This is a genomic window from Taibaiella koreensis (assembly GCF_003545715.1).
GTDB classification, from domain to species: Bacteria; Bacteroidota; Bacteroidia; order Chitinophagales; family Chitinophagaceae; genus Taibaiella; species Taibaiella koreensis.
On sequence record NZ_QVNU01000001.1, the window covers coordinates 869,579 to 888,779 of the forward strand.

The window sequence follows — 19,201 nt, forward strand, 5'->3', positions numbered from 1 at the left end:
CTACCTGGCAAAAATATAAAAAAAGCGCCGGGAGTTCCGGCGCTTTTTTGTTCTGGAAGGTCTTTATTATTTTTTGCTGAATTTCCTAGTGGTGATCACAGCGCCGTTATTATCGGTAACTCTTACCAGGTATGTGCCGGTAGCAAGCGCGCGAATGTCCATATTAATTGCTTCTACGCCGCCAATAGCTTTTGCAAACTGGCTGGCGCCTGCGATGTTAAGGATCTCTACCCGGGATGCATTCAGGCTTTTATCAGTAAAGATAGTCAGGTCGTTGGTCGCGGGATTGGGATAAATGGCAACACGCTTATCCTTTATCGCGATAGTGGAAACGCCTGAAGTACCTTTGTTGATAATATAGGTAGCAGTATCGGTCGTATTCGCCGTCTTTATCCTCACTCTAATAACGCCTACACCGTTATCCGCATCGGTAGGAACGGCAACCCAGGGCTCAAGCAGGCAGCTATCACCTACAGGTACATTCATTACCGCCGTTTCAGTCTGAGAGGCAATTGCAGGATCATCCTGGAAGCGGCAGGTCTGGTTGTCGCAAAAGCCACGGATAAACCAGCCGATCGGCAGTGTCTTGTAGACGATCTGATAGGTCATAGGCAGCGGCGCAGTGGTCTTGTTGAAAGCGTAGTTAAACAACTTTTCGCAATAGTTATCCCAGCTGGACCCGGCAGGAGGCATCTGGCCTGAAGTTTCTCTTTTAATAGTGTCTGCCTTCAATAAAAAGTCCTGGGCGTGCGCTGCAACAGAAGTCAAACCGATCAAAAGACCCAAGGATAAAATTTTACGTATCATCTTAGATGTGTTTTTTGGGAAAAATAAAAATACCTTCTTAAAAGCTGTTCAAAGTTACTGAATCGACGGGATAAAAAATGTATCCCGAAAAAAATAAAAGTTAAAAGGAGCCAGTTAAAAACCGGCTCCTTTTTGAAGACATTCGACAGTAAGATAAGTACTACAGCTTAGTGAATTTTTGCTGCAGGTTTCCTGCGTCGGTATTTACATTGAGGTAGTACATACCGGGAGCCAGGCTCCTGGTATCGATAGTTGTTTTAGAAACGCCGGAAGTCAGGTCCTTAACAGAAGCCTGGCCTACGCTTTGTCCCAGTGCATTGAAGATCGTGAACGATACTTTTGATGCTTTGATCATATCCAACTCAACAGTAAATGCATCTGTTGTAGGGTTGGGGTAGATGCGGGTGCTGCCTTCTTTCACGAGCTCATTGATGCCTGAGGTAGTACCTGTGCGCACTTCAATGTTATCGATGAAGAGGTTGTTACCGCCACCTGAAGTAGCTTTAAAGCCGAATATAGCACCGGTAGGCACGCTGGTGATATCTACGCTGATCTTCTTGTAAGAAGCCGCAGTAGGCACGAGCAGTTTATCTTCTGCAGTAGGAGGAACTGTAGCCAGATCTGCATTGGATTTTGACCATACAGAGGTCCAGTTGCCACCGCAATCTGTTGAATAAAGCAATTCAAGCTTGTCACCTGTGGTTGCGCGCATAGCATAAGCCAGCATGAAATCAACCGCTTTGGCACCTGCAGGCAATTCTGCTTTAGGCACAAGCATAAAACCGTTGGCGCCGGCTCCTATTTGCTGACAAGGATACCAGGCTACGAAAGTAGAACCACCTGCGCCAATTGCAGCACCACCATCATTAGATGCCCTCAGGAAGGGGAAGCCGCTGGCAGAAGTGCCGGGCCACATTACCCAGGCAGCGTTTACGGTCTCCAGATCGTACTTCAGAGGAAGCGGAGATGCTGTACCATTCAATACATAAACAGTGCCTGAGCTATTATTGTCATAAGTATTCAGGTCTACTTTGGTATTGGGTAAGGCCACTGAATCCTGTACCTGCACCATGCCGGTAGTAGTGGCGGTCATAGCGCCCAGGGGAATAGCAGCAGAAGTAGCGCCCGGAGCTACTGAGCCGGTCCAGGGCTGGCTCAGCCAGGCGCCGGTTCCTGCACGGTAATAGATAGTAGCTGCAGTCAGCGGCTGTGTGCCAGTGTTCTTCAGCGTGATGCTTGCTGTAAGGTTTGCTGGCAGTTCGCATTTCAGACCGCCTACGCCAGTCATGGAAGCTGAGGCCACACCAGCAGCAGGAAGCTGAATGGTAATATCGCCTGTTTTAGCAGCTTGCAGTACTTTTTTGTCGCCATCGGTTTGCAGGAATGCTGCAAAGAAACGGTGAGCAGAAGTGCTCTTTACGTAGTGGGGAATAGAACCGGTAACGGTAAAGGTCTGCGTTTGTCCGGCAGTCCAGGTACCAGGTGCGTTCTGACCACCTGCATCAGGGTACATCTGGCGTACCACGTTGTGGAACGAGGTTTCGCCGTTGGTACCGGGAGCAGTAGCATAGTCCAATTGCTCAGCCAGTACAAAGCGGAACTTGAGGTTGCTATAAGTGCCTGCCGTAACCGCCGTAACCGTAGCTGTAGCCGTAAACGTTTGTCCATCGGCATTGTAGGTCGGGTTCGTGATCGTGATCGTAAACGGAGACGCTACAGCAGCAGCATTATCAATGATTGTCTGCGTCGTCTGGTTGATGTTACCGGCATCGGCGCCGGTACCCACTACTACGCCGTCGATGCGGCCATAGGGAGCAAAAGGCACAGAATAATAGTCCATGCGCGCATCAGTGAAGATGGTATTTTCTTCGTAGATAGGGCCGGCAGTAGGGATGGGGGACTGATATTTGAGCAATAATACTTTGCTCGTATTGGCTCCCAATAAAGTCATCAAAGCTGGATTCAAAGCCGCACAGGGAGCGCAATTCTCTCCGGAAAACTCCTCATAAAGCGATAATCTCTGCTGGGCCTGCGTGCTGAAAAACGCGGCAGCAGCGCCACAGGTAAGTAGCAATTTTTTCATGTTTCTGTTTTTTTAAAAGATAATTTAGACTTAAGATTGAATTCAGGAATTGAAGTTAGGCCAATTTTCTAATATCATCAAAAAAAAGGAGAACCTACATAAAAAGGTGGGGCTGTCCTGCCGGTTATTTTTTGCCGGATTTTAAAGGCGTCGGGAATTGCAATATTTTCGCAGCCATTTTACCTTTATTTAAACTGATCCCTGATGCTTTCATACCAGGAAACTGTTGCACTGCTCACACTCAAGCTGCCGATGTTCTCCCGGATAGGCCAGGCCGCTATCAAGCCTGGTCTTGATAATATCGAACGGTTATGCGCGGCTTTGAATCATCCCGAACAAAAATTTCCATCTATCCATATTGCCGGTACCAATGGCAAAGGTAGTACCAGCCATATGATTGCCGGAGCGCTGCAACAAGCGGGATATCGCACCGGTTTATACACCTCGCCGCACCTGGTCGACCTGCGCGAGCGGATCCGTATTAACGGCGTTCCTATATCGGAATCCTTTGTTATTCAATTTGTTGAAAAGATAAAGCCTCTTCTCGACACTTTGTCCCCTTCTTATTTTGAGCTGAACGTGGCCATGGCTTTTGCCGCCTTTGCCGACGCCGGCGTGGATGTGGCGGTAGTAGAGACGGGACTTGGCGGCAGGCTGGACAGCACCAATATCCTTTTGCCGGTACTGTCAATAATCACCAATATAGGCCTGGACCATACGCAGATACTTGGCGATACACTGCCCCTGATCGCCAAAGAAAAAGCCGGTATCATCAAAGAGAAAGTGCCGGTGATTGTAGGAGAGACGCAGCCGGAAACAGAGCAGGTATTTTTCCTGGCCGCCCATAGCCGGCAAACCAGCATTGTTTATGCAGACAGCTTATGGGATATGGTACGGATAAAGCAGGATGAGGCCTTCCAATATTATAAGGCGATCCACAAGGGCGAACAGAAAATGTACGATCTCAAAACCGACCTCCTGGGTAGCTACCAGGCGCACAATATTAAAACCGTGCTGACTTCCTGCGACCTGCTGCAGCAAATGGGCTGGCGGCTTAACCGGGAGGGTGTATTGAAGAGCCTGGAGCAGGTAAAAGCAACGACTGGCCTGCGTGGTCGCTGGGAGCGCCTGGGCCTGCGACCCGAGATCGTGTTGGATGTCGCGCATAATGCGGAGGGTATGGCCTTTCTGGCAGCGAACCTGGCGGCTTTAAAAGAATCGGGAGCGGGTACAGCGCGTCTGCGTATCGTATGTGGTTTTGTAAGCGACAAGGATGTCGCCAAGGCGCTGACCTTATTTCCCCGGGACGCGGTCTATTATTTTACACAAGCCGACGTGCCCCGGGCAATGCCTTTCGGGGAACTGGCTGGCATTGCTGTCCGGAGCCAGCTGGAGGGTACGGCCTACCCTTCGGTAAGCGCAGCGCTGGCTGCGGCCAGGGAGGAGGCAGGCGACGACGATGTTATCCTGGTCACGGGAAGCTTTTTTGTGGTAGGCGAGGCGATATCGGTACTGGAGCAAAGGGCAGTTTCTTAGACAAAGAATACATTTTGCAGCAGGGTGTGGTCATGCTCTCTTTGCCTGGCCTCTACCTCCCAGCGGTTGTGGTAATAACCTTTTCGCAGGCTTTCCCATAAGTACCGGAACAGAAAGCTTATAAAACCATATTGCCGGAACTGCTGTACATGGACCAACTCGTGACATACCCAGGAATGGTTGCCGAGAAATTGGGATCTTGAGGTATTGTGCAGGTGAATGGTGCGTCCCAGCGTAATGGCCATAGTACCGGCGCCCAGTTTCCGGGCGGCGATCCTGGCGATCCAGCTGTTTTCCCTGATCCTGACCTTCATGAATTTTTTATTGCTGTGGCAGCCGCTGTCTTGCCTTATTTTTGCAACGGCGATCTATATAAGCACCGCCGTTTGATATACGATGCAAATTAAAGATATCCTGGCCGAAATAGAGCGTTTTGCCCCCCTGCCTTACCAGGAAAGCTACGATAACTGTGGCGTGCAGGTAGGGGATGTTACTTTGCCTGCCACTGGGGCCTTGTTAACGCTTGACGTTACCGAAGCCGTGCTGGACGAGGCTATAGCTTCGGGCTGCAACCTGGTCGTAGCCCATCATCCGCTTATCTTTTCGGGCCTTAAAAGCATTACGGGCCGTAATTACGTAGAACGGACCCTGTTGAAAGCGATCCGGCATAATATAGTGGTCTATGCTGCCCATACCAACCTGGATAATATGCAGGCCGGCGTGAACCGTAAGATAGCCGAACGGCTTGGCCTGCAGGAACGGCGTATCCTGGCGCCTGTCAAAGAAAGTCTTTATAAATTATATACCTACGTTCCTGAAAGCCATGCTGAGGCCCTACAGGCGGCCCTTTTCGCTGCCGGCGCCGGCAGCATAGGGGAATACAGCGAATGCAGCTTTGCCGTACCTGGCTCGGGCACTTTCCGTCCATCGATCCTTAGCAACCCTGTTATCGGTATTGCAGGCGGAGCACGGGAAACGGTGGCAGAGCAAAAGCTGGAGGTAATGGTCCCGAAACATTTAAAGGCCCGGGTGCTGAGCGTGCTAAAAGAACACCATCCTTATGAGGAGGTGGCCTATGAGCTGATCGCCCTTGAAAATGAGAATCAAACCATAGGCGCGGGCATGACCGGCCGGTTGGAGGTTCCTATGACGCCCGCCGATTTTCTCCGTTTTGTAAAAGAACAGATGCAAACCGGCTGTATACGGTATACAACCCCGCATACCGACCTGATTCGTACAGTGGCCGTTTGCGGGGGCGCCGGCAGCTTCCTGCTACGACAGGCATTGGCTGTGGGCGCCGATGCTTTTATTACCGGTGATTACAAGTACCACCAGTTTTTCGATGCGGCGGGCAGGATCATGATCGCAGATATAGGACATTATGAAAGTGAGCAATTTACCATAGAAATTTTTTCTGAAATTTTAAAGGAAAAATTTCCTAATTTTGCGCTTCTTTTTACGAAGACAAATACAAATCCTGTAAATTATTATTTTTAATATGGCTACTGTAGCAAAAGATTTTTCGATTGAGGAAAAACTTACCGCCGTTCTGACCCTGCAAAAGATCGACTCCAAAAGGGACGAGATCAAGACGCTTAAAGGGGAGCTTCCGATGGAGGTGAGTGATCTGGAAGATGAAGTAGAAGGCTTGCAGACGCGCGCGAACAATATCGACTCGGAGATCGCCAGCATTGGCGAATACATCGAGAGCCGCAAGACCGCCAAGAAAGATGCAGAAGCTCTAATCAAGAAATATGAAAAGCAGCAGGATAATGTAAAGAACAGCCGTGAATTTGAGGCTATCACCAAAGAAATGGAGATGCAGGAGCTGGAAATGAAGCTGTGCGACAAACATATCAAGGACGCAGGCGTACGTCTGCAGGAAGCGCAGCATACCAAGCTACAATCCCAGGGCCTGCTGGAGGGTAAGATAGATGCCCTTAACGCCAAAAAAGAAGAGCTGGACAAGATTATCAAAGAAACTGAAAAAGAAGAAAATGAGCTGACTAAGAACTCTGAAAAAGCTAAAGAAAAAGTTGAAGAGCGTTTACTCACCGCATACGAGCGTATTCGTACCAGCTACCGCAACGGACTGGCTGTAGTACCTGTACTGCGCGATTCCTGCGGCGGATGTTTCAATATTATTCCGCCACAGCGCCAGGCCGAGATACACCAACGCAAAAAAATTATCGTTTGCGAGCATTGTGGCCGTATCCTGGTCGATAACGATCTGAACGAATCCGTTAAGATCTGATCGCGAAGGACGTTTCCGGATGGGTAATGAGTGGTATTCCCGGCTTCGGTGCGGAAGGACCTTCCCTTTAAACTTTTTTACTGTTTTCTTTAGCGGCGTTTTAGAACGTCGCTTTTTTTATGAACACAAAAGATAGCTTACATGCTATCTGTAATACTGACCTGAGTGCAGGGCATAGTCCTGTTCTATTATACTATTTATAAACATGTTACAAACCTATCCGGCGCAGGCACAGGATCAACTTGAATTTAATAAAATAAGACAGCTTTTATCGCTGAAATGCCGTACCGATGCTGCCCGTAAACGGGTGGAGCATCTGAAGTTCCACAGCCGTTTCGACTATATTGCTATGGCGCTGCAGCAGGCGCAGGAATATAAATCGACCCTGGAAAGCCAGGACCATTTTCCCAACGACTTTACCCGTAATGTAGAACGGGAGCTGAAATACCTGTCCTTATCGGGAGCCATTCTGAAAGGCGAGGAATTGCTCGCCTTCCGTACACTGGCATTGAACATAAAGGACATATTGCAATGGCTGAAAGGCCACGATCCGTTATTCCCGCAGCTAAGGGCGCTGGCCGAAAAGATCGTTTATGAAAAGGAGATCAGCCAGATCATTTCTGCCGTGATCGATGACAGCGGGAATGTAAAAGACAATGCCTCGCGGGAGCTCATGAATATCCGTATGGAGCTGGATAAAGCGCGGCAGCAATTGCGTAAGACTTTTGAGGGTATCCTTAGAAAGCTGAGCAAGCAAGGCTATTTGGCCGAGATATCGGAGAACTTTCTTAGCGGAAGGCGTACCGTTGCCGTCTTTGCCGAACATAAGCGTGTCGTCAAAGGAATACTGCATGGCGAGAGCGATACGGCAAAAACCGTGTTCATCGAGCCCGAAGAGACGATTGAGCTCAATAATGAAGTGTCGTCTCTGGAACGTGCCGAGCATAAGGAGCTTCAACGTATTCTGGCGCAGACTACAGCCCATCTTTCGGGCTATCAGCCGCAGCTGGACAGCTACTACCATCTCTGCGGCCTGTATGATTTCATCAGGGCCAAGGCCTTATTGGGCGTGGAGCTGAATGCGACATTGCCACGGCTCAGCCCACACCCCTCCATTCAGCTGATCAAGGCTGTTCATCCGCTGCTGTACCTGCACAATCAAAAGACCGGGAAGCCGGTTATGCCCTTGAATATTACACTTGACCGTGAACAGCGTATCCTAATGATCAGCGGACCGAATGCCGGCGGGAAGACAGTATCGATGAAAACGGTGGGTCTATTGCAAATGATGCTCCAGGCGGGATTGCTGGTCCCGGTCGATGAACAATCGGAAATGGGTATCTTCAAACAGATATTTGTCCATATCGGGGATACGCAGTCGATCGAGAACGAGCTGAGTACTTACAGCGCCCATCTGCGCGATATGAAATATTTTCTCGATTTTGCCAATGGTAAGACGCTGTTCTTTATCGATGAGCTGGGCAGTGGTTCGGATCCTAACCTGGGTGGGGCTTTTGCCGAAGCTATTGTAGAAGAGCTTGCAGGTAAGCGCGCCCTGGGCATCATCACTACGCACTACCTTAACCTTAAGGTAATGGCCGGTAAGGTGCAGGGTATTTTTAATGGTGCTATGACCTTTGACGAGGAGCGGCTGGAGCCACTTTACCAACTGGCTATAGGTAAGCCGGGAAGCTCTTATACCTTTGCCATAGCACAGCGCAGCGAATTGTCGAAAAAGGTGATCGACAGGGCGCGCCAGCTCACTGAGCGAGGACACTTCAAGCTGGATAAAATGTTGTTGCAGACCGAGCAGCAGTCGGTAAGGCTGGGTGATAAAGAAAAATATCTCGACCAGCTGATCGATGAAAACGAAGTCCTGAAGGAACGATATGAAGAGCTGATCGACAAAGAACGCCTGCGACAGCACTTTGAAACACTTAAGCTGCAGAATAAGATCAAAAAGGAGGAGCTGGAATACCTACGCGACACGGAACGTAAGTTCAAGCAGATCATCCACGACTGGAAGAAGGCTGAGAACAAGCAGCAGGTGATCGAATCGGCAGAAATGATTCTGTTCCGGCGAAAGCAGATCCAGCAGAATGAGGCCGCGGCCAAGAAAGCAGACCGGAAATTCAAGCTATCGGGCACGGAACCACAGGAAGGCGACCTGGTAAGGCATACCATAAATCACCAGGTGGGACGCCTTACCGAGATCAAAGGGAAAAAGGCGGTTGTCCGTATCGGACAAATGCCTTTTACGATTAACCTTGCCGATTGGGTGACCGTTGAAGAAAAAAAAGAAGTGAAAAAGAAAAAGAGATAAGATCGGAGGGAAAGGGCAAATGAAACCGCTGTGTGTGCCATAGATGCTATTAGTGCCTCCATCGGATTGTGAATACAGAAGGGGTTGTCCTGCCGGGACAACCCCTTCTGTATTCAGAGCAGCTTACTTCTTCGACGGCGCTCCGGTATAAGTATGAAGCAGCTTGCGATACGATCATTTGCTTTTCCACCGGATGGCATAGCTCAGGTAAAAATTAAAATCGAAATTAGTAGACTTATCTCCTTTGCCATAACCGGCAATATAGTTGGGGGCGATCTCTTTGAAAATACCGCTGTTGAACATGAACTTTCCCCGGATGTTCCAGCCTACAAAAAGGCCTTTCCAGCATTCAACTTTGATGCCGCCGGTCACTTCGGCCCAATGGACAATATAGCTTTGGCTCTCTATGTTTCCTGTTGCAGACGGACCAAAAGGTGAAGGGATCTCGTAGGTTACCGGGCTGCGGTTGCCTGCAGCCATGCCGTAGCGGATACCGATAAAGCCAATGTCGAAATCCCTGTTGCTGATCACATCCAGGAACTGCTGGTCAACTCCCAGGCGGAAGAAATAGGAAGAATTATCGTACTGCAGGTTGGAGTAGTCGATCTTACCTTTTCCGAGCCCGGCTTCTGTAACCAGGTAGGTCTTTTGGTTGAGCGCATAATCGGCCTGCACTTCGTAGCCTTGCCGGCTGGGCCACATCAGGTTGTAAGCAATGCGATAGATGTCGAATCCTATCCTGAGCTGATGGGTGCGTGGCACACGGGGTATCTTCACGGTTGTATCTACGGAAATTTTCGGAATGCTATCAGTCTTTCTACGTACGGAAGTATCTGCCGGTGATTGCGCCACGGCAAGACAGGAGAAAAGTATTGAAAGGACGAAGAGTACAGCTGCCCTCATCTAAAATTTGCTTTTAAAATATAGTTGAACATGCCTTACCGAAATATCGGTGGTCACGTCGCTTCGACGGAGAATGGCCGAATCAAAGATATTTTTTGTGGTTTTGACGCCTGTTATCGTATAGTAATAGGTATAGCCGCAGCTATTGGAAACAAAATGTGATTCAGGGGTATAATAATAAGTGATTGTATCCCATACATTCGAGGCAGTGTCGGCCCTAAAGGCGTAGCGGGTGCTGTCTTTCAGCGGGTTAAGCGCTATGTGCATCTGTCTTGCGTTGGCTTGGTCCGTGCCTGTAATGGTGTAGTTCAAGGTCTCATTGAGGATCCTCATTTGCGAAGCCAGCATAGCGCTATCCTTATAAACATAGATCAGGCTATCCCTTACCGGGAAACTGTCTACCTGCTTATGTGTGGTATCGATTACGGTAAAGGAGTTACCCACCCGTACGAGGGTAGGCACATAGCATTGTGGTCCGTCTTTTTCGCAGGAAAGAAGGCCTGCCAGGCAAAGTAACGGTATCAGCGTAGCGGCCAGTTTTCGGGCTGAGGTCGAAAGCATCAATGGGTTTAGAGCAGTTCTATATTTTTCTCGATTTCCCTGATCACCCGTTCGAGATGGGATTTCAGTTGTTGTTTGTCCTTGTAGGCATGTGTGCCTGCTGTTGAAAGGGCTACAGATTTCAGCCGCAGCTCAGTTTCCAGCGCGGTGATCTTATCTTGTTGCTCCGAAATGGTTCCAGCATGGCGGTCGCAGAGTTGCTCCAGGCGGTCTTTTTCCCCTGCCAGGGCTGTATGTCGCTTCAGAAGCTGCTCCAGCTTTTGCTGTAATGATTCCAGTTCTTTCATAAGCTGGTTTTATTCTCTTACCAGTGCCTGCAGGTCTTTTTGGTATGAGGCAATCAGCTGCTTCATCATTCCATCCACCTCCTCATCGGTAAGGGTGCGCTCATTCAGCTGGAAGGTGAAGCTCAGTGCCAGTGATTTTTTTCCGGCGCCAATCTTTTCGCTCTCAAATACATCAAAAAGCTCGTACCCTTTCAGGGCCTCCCATTGCTGGGCCTGGGCTATGGCTGCTACTTTGTTGTAAGGTACGCTTTTATCCAGTACCAGCGCCAGATCCCGGCGCATTGACGGATATTTAGGTAGTTCCGTATACTTTACTTTTGCTCCTTCTGCTGCTTCAACAAAAGCTTTAATGTCCACTTCCGCATAAAATACTTCTTGTTTCAGGTCAAACAGCTTCAGCCGGTCGCGGGATACGGAGCCGGCTTTTGCAATTACCTGCTTACCGCGCTTCCATTCAATGCCGTTTTCTGTAATAGCTTCCTGTATTTTTCCAATGCCGCAGTAGCGGAATATGTTTTCAACTACACCTTTAATGTCATAAATATCAGATGCCAGGGCCTTGTGCTGCCAGTGCTGCGCTTCGCTGTCGCCCGTGATCCAGATCGCCAGCTGTGCCGTCTGGTCGTACTTACCAACGCTTTGCTGGCGATAAATATTGCCAAACTCGTACAGACGAAGATCCTGCGCCTTACGGTTCACGTTCCAGGCAATTACCTCAAGCCCGCTTTCCAGCAGCGAAGGGCGCATGACATCCAACTCGCTCGACAGGCTGTTGATCATCTTTACCAAGGGCGCAGCCTCATCATAATATTTACTGTTGGTGATCGAATTGGTAACGATCTCCTGGAGACCAGCAGCGCTGAGGTAGTTGGCGACCAGGTCTTTCCAGCGACGGGCCACCGGTCCGGGGCGGCGATGCAGCGATATATTCAGCCTGGAGGGGATAGCTACATTGTCCAGTCCGTCTATGCGCAATACTTCTTCTGCAATGTCGGCCGGTTGCCGCACATCTGGCTTATTGGAAGGTACTTCTACTTCGATAAAATCTACCGTTTTATTCAGAATGCGAAAATCCAGGGCGGTAAGGATGGTGTCGATATCGGCGGGGGCATAGTCTTTCCCACAGCGCTTTTGGATATAACGATAGGGAACTGTGATGGTATGCGCCGGCAGCGTTACCGGGTACAGGTCGGTTATTTCCGATGCCACCTGCCCTCCGGCAAGTTCCACTATGAGGGCCACAGCCCTTTTCAGCGCGGGCAATACCATTGCCATATCAACGCCTTTTTCAAAATGTGTGGCGGCGTCGGTACGCAGTCCGTGGTGGAGAGACGTGCGGCGAATAGTTCTCGGGTTGAAATAAGCGCTTTCCAGGAATATACGGGTGGTTTGCCCGCTTACGCCGGAAAGGGCGCCGCCGAATACGCCGGCAATACACATCCCCTTTTCTGCATCGGCGATCAGCAGGTCTTCAGCCCGCAGTGTGCGCTCCTTACCATCAAGGCTCAGGAAGGACTCGTTTTCCCCGGCCATGCGAATCACTACTTTCTGATCGCCTATTTTGTCATAATCAAAAGCGTGTAGCGGCTGGCCGTATTCGTGCAGAACGTAATTGGTAATATCCACTACATTATTGATGGAGCGCAGGCCAATGGTCTGCAGGCGCTGCACCAGCCAATCGGGCGAGGCTTGCACGGTAACGTTGTTCAACACGATACCGCTGTACCGGGGACAAGCCTCTGTGGCCTCTAGTGTTACGGCTATGGGAAGCGGCGTACCTGAAAACACCGGTTCCGGCGTTGCCGGATATTTTATAGTCCAGGGGCTGCCTTTGTGATGCGTCATGTAAGCGCATACGTCCCTGGCTACGCCTATATGGCTGTTGCCGTCGCTACGGTTGGGTGTCAGGCCTATGTGTATGGTAAAATCGGGTGGCGCAATGTTGAAGTAAGTGCTGGCAGGCGTACCGGGTACAGCAGATTCGGGCAGCACCATGATGCCATCATGACTTTCGCCCAATCCTATTTCATCTTCGGCGCAGATCATGCCCTCGCTCACTTCACCCCTTATCTTGGCCTTTTTGATCAGGAAGGGAGCCCCGTTCAGGGGATGTACCGTAGTGCCTACAGTAGCGACGATCACCTTCTGGCCCGCGGCTACATTAGGGGCGCCACATACAATCGGTAGCAGAACGCCTGTACCGGTATCGACGGTTGTGCATTTGAGTTTGTCGGCATTGGGGTGGGGCGTGCAGGTCACCACTTGACCGATCACCAGGCCTTCGAGTCCTCCGGGGATCGCTTCAGCACGTTCCACGGTTTCCACTTCAAGCCCGATGCTTGTCAATATATTGCTTAATTCTTCAACCGGAACCGGCTGAGGCAGGTAATCCAGCAACCAACTATAGGCAATCTGCATAAAGAGTAATTCTGTATTTTTTGAGGGCGTAAAGTTACTTGATAATGTTGAAGTATGGAAAGGAGGGCTAATGTTAATTCATGGTCTCATAAATCGTTTTTGCCCTTAATTCGATATATTCGCCTCATGTTGTACCGTTCTGCATTGTTGGGAATGTTGCTGCTGACAGGCTCCCCCTTTTTATCGAAAATAGCCGCTCAAAAGCCGGCATCGGCTGCAAAAGCTTCCTGCAGCGCCACGGAACAGGGCCTCACCCTTACCTGGACCCGGGTGGACAATCCGTCGATCCTCAAACTTACGGCACGGCAGCATACGGTGACCCTTCCCAAAAGCTTTTCGGTGTACATTGTAGATGAAAGAAAGCTGCAAGCTTATCTGAAGATGGCCGGTAAGCGGGGAGCAACGCCTACTGCGATCAATCTGCCGGCGCTGAACGATGAAGGATGCACTCGCTTTAAAGTCATTGCTTCCGGTACCTTATCGCCGGAGCTGGCAGCAAAATTTCCGGGGTTGGTGTCGCTTAAAGGAATAGGTGTGGATGATATCGCCGCCTCCGTCAGGCTGGATTATGATGGAACGGTAATGAATGCCGAGTTAAGGCAGCAGGAAAAGTATACCATTATTGCTCCCTGGAAAAGTGGAAAGAAAACCTATTATGTAGTATACCGGAAAGAAGATGCAACGGGGCCCAGAAGCACTCCTGCCGGAAAATAATCCCGATCGCTACCATTTTTGTATCCGGAATCAAATTAAAAACATGATCAAATTTAATCGAAACATTATTGCAGGTTGCTTGTCGCTGCTGGTCTGCTCCCAGGCACAGGCCGCCGGTTTTTTCCATGCCTTCGAGGGTAATCAAGCACCTTCGGCCGGAAAGCAGGTACTGCAACCGATCAACTATCGTATCCAGGCGGCCGACCAGCCTGCATTGAAAAGCTTTCTTTTCTCGCTCGGCAGCGATCCGGCCAAGGCTGAGATCATCAGCTTGCCTATGCCTAATGGTAGCGCGCGCGATTTTTATGTATGGAATACACCGATGATGGAAGAGCCGTTACGGTCCCGCTTCAGCGACATCCAGACCTTTACCGCAAGGGCTGTCGATAATCCTGCGGTTACAGCTAAGCTGGACTATACCTTTTGGGGTTTTCACGCCATGGTGTTTGACGGTACCAATACTTTTTTTATTGATCCTTACAGCAACGTAGCCGATGGCTATTATACCGTGTATTACAAAAGAGATTATCGCCGGCCTGAGCAGCAATATATGGTATGTGGTGTAGGCGAAGCTACTTTGCCGGATGCGGAAGGTAATTTACCCGAGACGCTTGATGGACAGCCGCCCTCGCTGGGCCTGAAGCAAAACGGGGATACCCATAAAACATACCGGTTAGCCCTTTCCTGTACCGGCGAATACGCGGCCGCTGTCGGTGGTACTACGCCAACCACGATCAGTGTGCTTAGCGCCATGACCACTTCGATGAACCGCGTGAATGGCATTTATGAACGGGAAGTGTCGGTAACTATGGTCATGATCGGTAATAATGACCAGCTGGTATATCTAAATGCTTCCTCCGATCCTTTTAACAGCAACAACAATGGCAATGCCCTTCTGGGAGAGAACCAAACGAATACCAACACGGTGATCGGGTCGGCCAATTACGATATCGGGCATATCTTCAGCACCGGTGGCGGCGGCGTGGCTTTCCTGGGTTGTGTTTGCCGCAATTTCTCAAAGGCCAGGGGCGTGACCGGCTCTGCTAACCCGGTAGGTGATCCCTACGATGTAGATTATGTAGCACATGAAATGGGACACCAGTTTGGCGCCAACCATACTTTCAACCGTTGCAGCGGTACCGAAAACGGCTTTACCGCATATGAGCCAGGTAGCGGCAGCACGATTATGGCCTATGCCGGTATCTGCGGACCTATAAACAACCTGCAGCCCCATAGCGACGACTATTTTCATACGGCCAGCCTTGATGAGATATCCGACTATATTACCAACGACCAGGGAAGTACCTGTGCGGTGACCAGCGCAGGCATCGCCCTGCCGGTATTACCGCCCATTGCCGCCAGCTATGCTATTCCTTACCTGACGCCTTTTGAGCTGATGGGGCCTGCAGCCACACCCGGTGCTGCGGAAGATGCTTTGAGCTATTGCTGGGAAGAGTGGGATCTCGGCAACCTGACGGCTGATGAGAATGGTAGCGCTAACTTCATTGCCGGGCCTACATTCCGCAGCTTCAGGCCGGTAACGGGCCGCCTCAGGGTATTTCCCCGTATCGATTCGATCGTAGACAATACGACATCTTATACAGGCGAGCGCCTGCCCGCTGTTGCCCGCACCCTGCGATTTAAGCTGGCTGCCCGCAGCCTGTCCAACGGCTTAGGCGCCTTCGACTTCTCCGACGATGTGGTTACTTTGAATGTGATCAATACTGGTCAACCCTTCAGGGTTACCTCGCCCAATATAAGCACGGATACCGCATACGCCAATAGCCCGAAGACCATAACCTGGAATGTCGCGCAAACCGATGTTGCTCCTATCAGCGCAGCCAATGTGGATATCTATCTTTCTATAGACGGCGGCTACACTTACCCGTTTGTGCTGGCTACGGGTGTGCCCAACAATGGTTCGGCCGCAGTGACTATGCCCGACACCTTCTCACTATGGGCAAGGGTTAAAGTAAAGGGCGCCGATAATGTTTTTTTCGATATCTCCGATGTCAACTTTAAATTGATTGATACCAACAGGGTAATGTCCATTGCCGATGTGCAACTCAGAAACGATCTGACGATATGGCCCAATCCGGCGGTAAACGAGATCCGGGTGACCAGCAAGAGTAATGCCCGGCTTGGCCTGGCTTTGTTCAATGCCATAGGACAAAAGCTATGGAGCGGCAACCTGCAAAAAAACGCCGTAATACCCGTCGGCTCCTTTACCCGCGGTATCTACTATCTGAAAGTAACAGATGAGCAAAGGGGCGCACAAACCGTGCGTAGCATCGCTCTGCAGTAATAGAAAAAACCTTGTTTTGTTGATTAGCCGCCCGGGATCCTCCGGGCGGCTAATCGTTTAGACAGACTGTCTTCAATACGGTTTTGTAACCCATCTTTCATCGTACCTTTGGCGTAACAATGAACCAAGAGATCAATAAAGCCCTGGATATTTTGCAACATGGCGGTCTTATCTTGTATCCCACCGATACGATATGGGGAATAGGCTGCGATGCGACCAATGCCACAGCGATACGCCGTATCTACGACCTGAAGAAAAGAGATGATGCCAAAAGCCTGATCATACTGCTGGATGAAGCCAAATCCATTTTCCGGTATGTGGCCAGTCCGCATCCCGATATAGTGGGTATGGTTCAGGGTTTTGACCGTCCGACCACAGTGATCTACGATCAGGCAATAGGCCTGCCCGACAACCTGGTAAACGCCGACGGCAGCATTGCGATCCGTGTGACGAAAGATCCGTTTTGCAAAAGTTTGATTAAAAGATTGAAACATCCGCTGGTATCCACATCAGCCAATACCAGTGGGCTTGCCTCACCAAAAGGTTTTGACGATATAGAAGCCTCTATTAAGCAAGGCGTTGATTATATCGTAGACCATCGGCGGGAAGAGCAGAACGAAACACTGCCCTCGCGTATTCTCCGTATCGGGTCCGACGGAAAGGTAGCGATCATCCGGGACTAGCCCGGGCTGTCGCTTTTTCATTACCTTCGCCGTCCTTTATTTTTTGAACAAGAACATAGACATGATTGCATTTTCAGCACCTGTAGCCGGTAAGCTTGCCTTACCCGAAAAGCAGGTTATTGCCGTATTGGAATTATTATCGGAAGGGGCTACTATTCCCTTTATCGCGCGTTATCGTAAGGACAAGACCGGCGCCCTGGATGAAGTACAGATCCAGCAGATACAGGATGAGGCCCGCTTCCAGCAGGAGTTTACCGACAGGAAAGCCTTTATTGAAAAAACAATTACCGAGCAAGGTAAGATGACGGAGTTGCTGCAGGATAAACTGAATGAAGCGACCACCCTCAATGCGCTGGAAGATATCTACCTGCCTTATAAACCCAAGCGGAAAACCAAAGCCCAGACGGCCAGGGAAAACGGCCTGGAGCCACTTGCATTGCTGCTGCTAGAGCAAGGTAATGTATTGCCTGCAGCAGAAGCAGCAGCCTATATCAATGATAATGTAAGCGATGCCGACAGCGCGCTGCAGGGCGCCAGGGATATTATTGCCGAGATGGTGAATGAAGATGCTGAAGTACGGGCGGGCATGCGTAAGCTGTTTGAGACGCAGGCGGCAGTACAGGGCAAGATCCTTAGTGGCAAAGAAGAAGAAGGCATTAAGTACAAGGATTATTTCGACTTTTCCGAACCGGTCTCCAAAATTCCTTCGCACCGTATGCTGGCGATCATGCGGGGCTTTATGGAAGGCTTCCTGCGTATGAGCATTGCACCCGAGGAAGAAGCGGCCCTGCTCAGGATCGAAAAACAATTTCTAAAAGCGGGTAATGAAGCCGCAGAGCAAGTGAAAAAAGCCATCAGAGATGCTTACAGGCGCTTGCTGCAACCCAGTCTCGAAAGCGAATTCCGTATGGGACTCAAGGCAAAGGCAGATGAGGAAGCGATCGTCGTATTTGCTGAAAACCTGCGCCAGCTGCTGCTTTCCTCTCCGTTGGGCAGCAAAAGGATAATGGCTATTGATCCGGGTTACCGTACCGGTTGTAAGGTTGTGATCCTGGATGAAAAGGGTGAGCTGAAGAAGAACGACCTGATCTATGTGCATGAGCAGAACAACAGGCTCCTGGATGCAGAGCATAAAGTACGGAACTACATGCGTGAATACAATATCGAAGCCTTTGCTATCGGGGACGGTACTGCGGGCCGCGAGACAGAGCAGTTCATCAAAAAGCTGAACACCGGTCTGCCGGTATTCCTGGTGAATGAGGATGGCGCATCGATCTACTCGGCTTCTGAGATTGCCAGGGAAGAATTTCCTGACTACGATATTACCGTAAGGGGCGCCGTAAGCATTGGCCGGAGGTTAATGGACCCCCTGGCCGAGCTGGTAAAGATCGATCCCAAAAGTATAGGCGTGGGACAATACCAGCACGATGTGAACCAAGTACGTTTGAAAGAAAAGCTGGACCAGACGGTGGTGAGCTGTGTCAATACTGTGGGTGTTAACCTGAACACCGCAGGCAAGCACCTGCTGAGTTATGTGAGCGGCATCGGTCCGTCTATCGCCGAAAATATCGTTAATTACAGAAAGGAAAAGGGACGCTTTACCAGCCGGAAGCAATTGCTGGAAGTACCCCGGCTGGGCAACAAGGCCTTTGAGCAATGTGCAGGCTTCCTGAGGATCAAAGGCGGCGATCATCCGCTCGACGAGAGCGGCGTGCACCCTGAAGCTTATAAAGTAGTGGCGCAAATGGCGGCAGATAAGGGTATCGGACTGAAAGAAATGATCGGCAACGAAGCGGTGGTGAGCCAGATCGCTGCGCAGCAATACGTGTCGGATACCGTAGGACTCCACACCTTACAGGATATCCTGAAGGAGCTGAAGAAGCCGGGGCTGGATCCCCGCAGCGAAGCACAGGCTTTTGAATTTGCCGGCATTTATGCCATCGGAGACGTGCATGCCGGTATGATCGTTCCGGGCATTGTCACCAACCTTACCCGTTTTGGCGCATTCGTCGATATCGGCGTCAAACAGGATGGCCTGGTGCATGTATCGGAGATCGCGCATAAGTATATTACTGATCCTGCCGAAGCATTGAAGCTGAATGACAAGGTTATGGTGAAGGTTACAGAGGTGGATATTCCCCGCAAACGTATTGCTTTGTCCATTAAGCAGGCACAGGACCCACCGGCGCAGCAGCCCCGCTCCAGGCGCCCACAGGACGCAAGGCCAAAGGTAGCCGACCGTCCCAGCGAAAATATCCACGATGCCCTGAGCCAGCTGAAGAAGAAGTTCGGAAAGTAATATCAAAAGAGAAGTCAAGTTTCAAAAA

At 50.2% G+C, this 19,201-nt stretch carries 15 protein-coding genes; 8 read left to right on the plus strand and 7 right to left on the minus strand.

Annotated elements, in window-relative coordinates; all coding sequences use genetic code 11:
* Window positions 1-66: 66 nt before the first annotated feature.
* Together DZK30_RS03915 and DZK30_RS03920 are read right to left on the minus strand one after the other, a co-directional pair.
* Window positions 67-807: a T9SS type A sorting domain-containing protein gene (locus tag DZK30_RS03915; protein ID WP_118972758.1), complete on the minus strand. Its 741-nt coding sequence runs from the start codon at window positions 805-807 to the stop codon at window positions 67-69.
* 160 nt (window positions 808-967) lie between these two features.
* Window positions 968-2,890: a T9SS-dependent choice-of-anchor J family protein gene (locus DZK30_RS03920; protein WP_118972759.1), complete on the minus strand. Its 1,923-nt coding sequence runs from the start codon at window positions 2,888-2,890 to the stop codon at window positions 968-970.
* A gap of 204 nt (window positions 2,891-3,094) precedes the next feature.
* Between DZK30_RS03920 and DZK30_RS03925 the strand changes: the two genes are divergently transcribed.
* Window positions 3,095-4,426 carry a bifunctional folylpolyglutamate synthase/dihydrofolate synthase gene (locus DZK30_RS03925; protein ID WP_118972760.1) on the plus strand — a complete coding sequence of 444 codons (1,332 nt, stop codon included), beginning with the start codon at window positions 3,095-3,097 and terminating at the stop codon, window positions 4,424-4,426.
* Here the strand turns inward: DZK30_RS03925 and DZK30_RS03930 are convergent.
* Window positions 4,423-4,794, minus strand: a complete 372-nt coding sequence (locus DZK30_RS03930) for an eCIS core domain-containing protein (protein WP_317125484.1) — start codon at window positions 4,792-4,794, stop codon at window positions 4,423-4,425. The genes DZK30_RS03925 and DZK30_RS03930 overlap by 4 nt on opposite strands.
* 28 nt (window positions 4,795-4,822) lie before the next feature.
* Between DZK30_RS03930 and DZK30_RS03935 the strand changes: the two genes are divergently transcribed.
* The 3 genes from DZK30_RS03935 to DZK30_RS03945 all read left to right on the plus strand — a co-directional run bounded on the left by DZK30_RS03935 (window position 4,823) and on the right by DZK30_RS03945 (window position 9,003).
* Window positions 4,823-5,923, plus strand: coding sequence for a Nif3-like dinuclear metal center hexameric protein (locus DZK30_RS03935; RefSeq protein WP_118972762.1), 1,101 nt, complete (start codon window positions 4,823-4,825; stop codon window positions 5,921-5,923).
* 1 nt (window position 5,924) lies between these two features.
* Window positions 5,925-6,680 (plus strand): zinc ribbon domain-containing protein, encoded by a 756-nt coding sequence (locus DZK30_RS03940; protein ID WP_118972763.1) that lies wholly within the window; start codon window positions 5,925-5,927, stop codon window positions 6,678-6,680.
* A gap of 205 nt (window positions 6,681-6,885) precedes the next feature.
* Window positions 6,886-9,003, plus strand: coding sequence for an endonuclease MutS2 (locus tag DZK30_RS03945; protein ID WP_118972764.1), 2,118 nt, complete (start codon window positions 6,886-6,888; stop codon window positions 9,001-9,003).
* A gap of 174 nt (window positions 9,004-9,177) precedes the next feature.
* Here DZK30_RS03945 and DZK30_RS03950 read toward each other — a convergent pair whose 3' ends face one another.
* The 4 genes from DZK30_RS03950 to pheT are packed head-to-tail and all read right to left on the minus strand — an operon-like array spanning window position 9,178 to window position 13,172.
* Window positions 9,178-9,906: a DUF6048 family protein gene (locus DZK30_RS03950; RefSeq protein WP_162902822.1), complete on the minus strand. Its 729-nt coding sequence runs from the start codon at window positions 9,904-9,906 to the stop codon at window positions 9,178-9,180.
* Window positions 9,907-10,467 carry a DUF6452 family protein gene (locus DZK30_RS03955; RefSeq protein ID WP_118972766.1) on the minus strand — a complete coding sequence of 187 codons (561 nt, stop codon included), beginning with the start codon at window positions 10,465-10,467 and terminating at the stop codon, window positions 9,907-9,909.
* Between the two features lie 8 nt (window positions 10,468-10,475).
* Entirely contained in the window at window positions 10,476-10,754 is a 279-nt protein-coding gene (locus DZK30_RS03960; RefSeq protein WP_118972767.1) for a hypothetical protein, read from the minus strand.
* A 9-nt stretch (window positions 10,755-10,763) separates the two neighbouring features.
* Window positions 10,764-13,172, minus strand: coding sequence for a phenylalanine--tRNA ligase subunit beta (pheT, locus tag DZK30_RS03965; protein WP_118972768.1), 2,409 nt, complete (start codon window positions 13,170-13,172; stop codon window positions 10,764-10,766).
* A gap of 126 nt (window positions 13,173-13,298) precedes the next feature.
* On the opposite strand from pheT, the gene DZK30_RS03970 reads away from it, so the two are divergent.
* The 4 genes from DZK30_RS03970 to DZK30_RS03985 all read left to right on the plus strand — a co-directional run bounded on the left by DZK30_RS03970 (window position 13,299) and on the right by DZK30_RS03985 (window position 19,173).
* Window positions 13,299-13,886: a hypothetical protein gene (locus tag DZK30_RS03970; RefSeq protein WP_118972769.1), complete on the plus strand. Its 588-nt coding sequence runs from the start codon at window positions 13,299-13,301 to the stop codon at window positions 13,884-13,886.
* A 43-nt stretch (window positions 13,887-13,929) separates the two neighbouring features.
* Complete coding sequence (locus DZK30_RS03975; RefSeq protein WP_162902823.1) at window positions 13,930-16,191, plus strand: reprolysin-like metallopeptidase; 2,262 nt, start codon at window positions 13,930-13,932, stop codon at window positions 16,189-16,191.
* 119 nt (window positions 16,192-16,310) lie between these two features.
* Window positions 16,311-16,874, plus strand: a complete 564-nt coding sequence (locus DZK30_RS03980; RefSeq protein ID WP_118972771.1) for an L-threonylcarbamoyladenylate synthase — start codon at window positions 16,311-16,313, stop codon at window positions 16,872-16,874.
* A 61-nt stretch (window positions 16,875-16,935) separates the two neighbouring features.
* Entirely contained in the window at window positions 16,936-19,173 is a 2,238-nt protein-coding gene (locus DZK30_RS03985) for a Tex family protein (RefSeq protein WP_118972772.1), read from the plus strand.
* The last annotated feature ends 28 nt before the right edge of the window (window positions 19,174-19,201 follow it).

Coding starts and splice junctions, on each gene's coding strand:
- DZK30_RS03915 (WP_118972758.1), bottom strand. CDS start 807: ATGATACGTAAAATTTTATCCTTGGGTCTTTTGATCGGTTTGACTTCT.
- DZK30_RS03920 (WP_118972759.1), bottom strand. CDS start 2,890: ATGAAAAAATTGCTACTTACCTGTGGCGCTGCTGCCGCGTTTTTCAGC.
- DZK30_RS03925 (WP_118972760.1), top strand. CDS start 3,095: ATGCTTTCATACCAGGAAACTGTTGCACTGCTCACACTCAAGCTGCCG.
- DZK30_RS03935 (WP_118972762.1), top strand. CDS start 4,823: ATGCAAATTAAAGATATCCTGGCCGAAATAGAGCGTTTTGCCCCCCTG.
- DZK30_RS03940 (WP_118972763.1), top strand. CDS start 5,925: ATGGCTACTGTAGCAAAAGATTTTTCGATTGAGGAAAAACTTACCGCC.
- DZK30_RS03945 (WP_118972764.1), top strand. CDS start 6,886: ATGTTACAAACCTATCCGGCGCAGGCACAGGATCAACTTGAATTTAAT.
- DZK30_RS03950 (WP_162902822.1), bottom strand. CDS start 9,906: ATGAGGGCAGCTGTACTCTTCGTCCTTTCAATACTTTTCTCCTGTCTT.
- DZK30_RS03955 (WP_118972766.1), bottom strand. CDS start 10,467: ATGCTTTCGACCTCAGCCCGAAAACTGGCCGCTACGCTGATACCGTTA.
- DZK30_RS03960 (WP_118972767.1), bottom strand. CDS start 10,754: ATGAAAGAACTGGAATCATTACAGCAAAAGCTGGAGCAGCTTCTGAAG.
- pheT (WP_118972768.1), bottom strand. CDS start 13,172: ATGCAGATTGCCTATAGTTGGTTGCTGGATTACCTGCCTCAGCCGGTT.
- DZK30_RS03970 (WP_118972769.1), top strand. CDS start 13,299: ATGTTGTACCGTTCTGCATTGTTGGGAATGTTGCTGCTGACAGGCTCC.
- DZK30_RS03975 (WP_162902823.1), top strand. CDS start 13,930: ATGATCAAATTTAATCGAAACATTATTGCAGGTTGCTTGTCGCTGCTG.
- DZK30_RS03980 (WP_118972771.1), top strand. CDS start 16,311: ATGAACCAAGAGATCAATAAAGCCCTGGATATTTTGCAACATGGCGGT.
- DZK30_RS03985 (WP_118972772.1), top strand. CDS start 16,936: ATGATTGCATTTTCAGCACCTGTAGCCGGTAAGCTTGCCTTACCCGAA.